Here is a 4220-nt window from a genome sequence, read left to right as displayed (position 1 = left end):
AGCTGATAGCTGATAGCTGAGTGCTTTTAATTAATCCAAGTTTTCTCCCAAGACTCCCCACCAACTTCTAAACCACATAAATCACTTCTTGCTTCCAGAATCAACTTTGAATGACTACCACGATTTTCTCTTAACCTCAAAATTAAATGACCGCGCATAGTATCTCGGCACAAAAATATTAATCCCTGTTCAGATGGTGCTCGTAGAGGTGTACCAGATAAGTTTGTCGTCCCATTCAACTCTACTTCAAACTTGTCATTTTTGGCTTGCATTTGCCATTCTCCCCAAGGCTGAATTTGCCAATGTACTTCTGAATTCCACGGTACAAACTCATAAAACTTGCCTTGATAATGAATACCCACCATTGCCACTTCTTCCATCCACCACAATACTCCTCGCTTACCACCACCAGCAGTTAAAGCTAAATCTGATTCGTCATAAAAACTGTTGCAGTTGAACCAAAACCACTTTTTAGGGAAAGCACCACCCCAATTTTTCTCACTATATGCTGGTGCATTGGCAAACTCATACATATTGCCATTCCATTCTATCCATCCAGTGGCAAGACCATGAGCCATTAATATTTGCCATCCAGGCTCAAAAATTGGCAAAAATGATATCCAACCAGCAGTTGATTGTTGTTGTGCATCTGGGTTTCCCCAGCCATAGATAGGTTTTGTTTGATATTGCCAACGACAGTAGTTATTTTTTCCGGGGTCAGAGAGAATTCCTTGATGCCAAATGGCAGTAGCTTGATATCCTTGTTTTATTTGAGCGTCGAATACTTGTGGGTCTAGATAACCAACTGGGCCTGGCAAATCTGTTTGTCCCCAATGACCTAATTCCAGGACTTCTGGTGCTGCCCAAAATTTGTTGACATCTGGGAAGGTGCGACAGAGATATTCGTCATTTGGGCCGAGAATTTGAGCGCCTCCACCGCTGTGGGGCTGGCGACCTATAGGGTCTTCTATAGAGTACATAAAGGCGAAGGTTTGTTTTTCTTCTGGTAGAGTGACTCGGTAATACCAACCTTCAAAAAAACGGCGATCGCTACCATCCCAGTGATAGCCACTATGGGGTGTTTGTTTTGGATATGTTCTCACAACTGCGAATATAATAGACTTCAGAATATTTTATAAAAATATTCGAGATTTTGTAGAACAGTTGCGAATTAGTATCGTAGTAGGGCAGTAGGGGAGTAGGGGAGTGCGGGAGTAGGGGAGTAGAGGATAGTTAGGAGGAAGGGAGAATAGAATTTATAGAGGAGGTAGTCGGATATATATGTTGATCGTGATTTTTCTGTAATCCCCCCTGCCTTTTATACTAACTTTTTGAGGGTTTTGGGCGTGATATCTGGCACTTTTTTCAACCAAAAAGAGGCTTTAACCTTTATCTATCAATGCTTTGATATTTAATCAGCAAACCCTAATTATTAATTATTAATTATTAATTATTAATTGTTGAATTCTTCCTTCTGCTACTGAGGAATAATTTCTGTGACTACGTTACTACGACCACCTTCAATGGTAACTTTTTCATTTTCTAGTTGTCCAACTGCCCGAGGACCTCTGACATTAAATGGCGGGTCAACTTGACGATAAAATACGTTTCCTTGTGCTTCAAAAGTCTGATTTTCAAAGTACCAAGTTAGGCGATCGCTATTTAACTGAGCTTGATTGTTTTGTCCTACACCAACAACGTTTCCTAATAAATTGAAGGTATTTTTTTGAAAATTTCCTTGACCTTGATTAGCTTTCAAGACTATTTTTTCTTCTTGTTCTAATACTGTTATAGGTCCTGGAGAAATAATCAAATTTTGTGGCATATTCCAAGTAACTAACTCACTACTTATTTGTACTTTTGGGTCTGTTTGGAGTAGCTGCACATTTTTCTTGAGAGTAGCTATTTTATTGCCTAAATCATATTCTGATTCATCACCATAAGCACTACCAATAACATTTTTATCTTTGAGTTGTTCGATTTTTATAGGTTGATTAGTAAGCAATTTTTTTTGCTCTATTTCCCAAAATAGTTGTTCTGTTTGTATTTTAAGCACAGGTTCTTTGACCATGGCTACTACTTGACCATAAAACTCTATTTTTTTTTCTTGACTAATAACTTTTGCTTTCTGAGCTGATGCTTGTATTTGTTCGTTACTACCTGTAATATTATTCGTAACAATAATAATTCCTGGTTCTGTCAACCATTCCAGTTGTTGTCCTCTAATAACTACTTTATTTTGAATATCATATACTTCTATTTCATCTATCAGTATAATTTTGTTTCCATCTTGATATACTTCTCCTTGTAAAGCAGTAATTTTATAGGTTACTTTTCCATCTTGAAATAATTCACCTTCAGGTTTTGTAACTCTTATTAATTCTTGATTTTGCAAATATGAAGCTCGTTGAGATTTTACTCGCCACAACATTTGACCTTCTTCTGATGCTTCTTCTAAAGTAACATCATTTAAAGTCAAATCACTCTCTGGTGTCTGAGTAGGAATTGGTTGTTCCGATATATTTTCTTGCACTTGATTTTGTTGATTACAAGCAGTTATTCCTAGAAGTAGAGTTACTAAGATTAATAAAGGTATTGATGAATTCTGGAAATAGGAAAAAGAATTATTTTGTTCGATCATAAAAAGTCTTTCATTAATGGATAATGGATAATGGATAATTGATAATTGATAATTGATAATTGATAATTACCTCTGATTAAAACCGTTACGGAATTGAATATCAGGAAATATTATTTCTTCTCTGGGTCGATTATATGGCGTTTGCTACCGCAAAGCTTTCCTAACGGAATAGCGACCCGGAGGGAACGGAGACCTGCCCTTGACAGAGCAGCTTTCCTAGCAGAAAGCTATCTCAAACGCGGTCCACGTTAACGTTAATTATTCTTATCCTTACTTCTGTTTTACTCCCCCACTCCTCCACTCCCCCACTTCCCCACTCCGCTATTTATGTAGTACTATATCAGTAAAAAAACTCAAGGAAAGTTTTTTAATTATGAGCAAAAAATTTCCTGTTTTTACTAGGATAATGCTCATTTTTTCTAACTTTCCTTGTAGTAAATAATATTCAATTTTTGATTTAACTTACTGCTAAAATCTAGAGGATGTAATTCTCTAGTTATTAATCTATTAACATCAACAAAAACTAACAAAACTTTGAAATTTATTATTGTTCTACAGTGTGGTAATTTTTCTAAATTAAATTAGAACAAGTATTATCTTTCATCATGTTCTTCCATTAAACCTATAGCTGATAAGGGACGATAGGTGTAACCAGGAGACTTAGAAGTTTTTTGAATGTCTTCTTTAATGTTTTCTAGATCTACATAACGGTCAGAAACATTAATTAAACTATCGCTAGTCATAGACCTCAGACTAACTACCTCGACCCTAACACCTCTATAACTAACAGCATCTACAGCATAAGCTAAATCTCCATCTCCACTAACCAATATAGCAGTATCATAAGAGCCGACTAAAGCCATCATATCAACAGCTATTTCTACATCAAGATTAGCTTTTTTAGAACCATCCGGTAGTTGTACTAAATCTTTAGAAATGACACGATAACCATTACGACGCATCCACAGCAAAAATCCTTGCTGTTTTTCATTAGTACGATCTACTCCTGTGTAGAAAAAGGAACGTAGGAGGCGAGAGCCACCAGTAAGACGACAAAGAAGTTTAGTGTAATCGATTTCTATTCCTAATTGCAAAGCAGCATAAAATAGATTAGATCCATCAATAAAAATTGCTACTCTGCCACGATTTTCTAGAACTTGTTCAGGAGTAAATATCTCATGAATTTCTATTTGTTGATGATTCAACATGATTTTTAACCTCAGTTTTTTTATTGAATAAAGAAATTAAATTCTTAATCAGATATAATTTTCAGCACAAAAAATAGACGATGTAATTTGAAAAAAAACGATACTACAATTAGCTTTTTAAGAAACAGTTTCTGCCAGTTCTATTCTTTGAAAAATCGGTTGAGGTTGCCCAAGAATTTGATTTTTTGGTAAATCGCCCCAGCTTGCTTGTTTGACAAAAATTTCTGAACTATTAATTACTGATTTATCGTTAAAGTCATTTGAGAAACCTAGTTGCTGATAGATAGCATTGCTAATATTAGGAATTATTGGCGATAAAAGATAAGACGCTAGTCTAACAGATTCCAACACAGAATATAACACTTCTGCTA

At 35.6% G+C, this 4220-nt stretch carries 4 protein-coding genes and 1 pseudogene; 1 reads left to right on the top strand and 4 read right to left on the bottom strand.

What is annotated here, in order from left to right:
• Positions 1-26: 26 nt before the first annotated feature.
• Together AC3DU7_RS12985 and lptC are read right to left on the bottom strand one after the other, a co-directional pair.
• Complete coding sequence (locus AC3DU7_RS12985) at positions 27-1103, bottom strand: tocopherol cyclase family protein (protein ID WP_488039758.1); 1077 nt, start codon at positions 1101-1103, stop codon at positions 27-29.
• Positions 1104-1477: 374 nt separating this feature from the next.
• The gene (gene lptC, locus AC3DU7_RS12980; RefSeq protein WP_488039757.1) at positions 1478-2641 is read right to left on the bottom strand and encodes an LPS export ABC transporter periplasmic protein LptC; all 1164 of its coding nucleotides are present in this window, start codon (positions 2639-2641) and stop codon (positions 1478-1480) included.
• 72 nt (positions 2642-2713) lie between these two features.
• Between lptC and AC3DU7_RS12975 the strand changes: the two genes are divergently transcribed.
• On the top strand, positions 2714-2893 hold the full coding sequence (locus AC3DU7_RS12975) for a hemopexin repeat-containing protein (protein ID WP_488039759.1): 180 nt from the start codon (positions 2714-2716) through the stop codon (positions 2891-2893).
• Between the two features lie 341 nt (positions 2894-3234).
• On the opposite strand, the gene AC3DU7_RS12970 is transcribed toward AC3DU7_RS12975, so the two are convergent.
• Positions 3235-3849 (bottom strand): LabA-like NYN domain-containing protein, encoded by a 615-nt coding sequence (locus AC3DU7_RS12970; protein WP_488039756.1) that lies wholly within the window; start codon positions 3847-3849, stop codon positions 3235-3237.
• A gap of 117 nt (positions 3850-3966) precedes the next feature.
• Positions 3967-4220 (bottom strand): annotated as a pseudogene (locus AC3DU7_RS12965) (methionine--tRNA ligase); the annotation flags it as partial.

It is taken from the genome of Okeania sp. (assembly GCF_983059655.1).
This window is presented reverse-complemented; position numbering and strand designations above follow the sequence as displayed.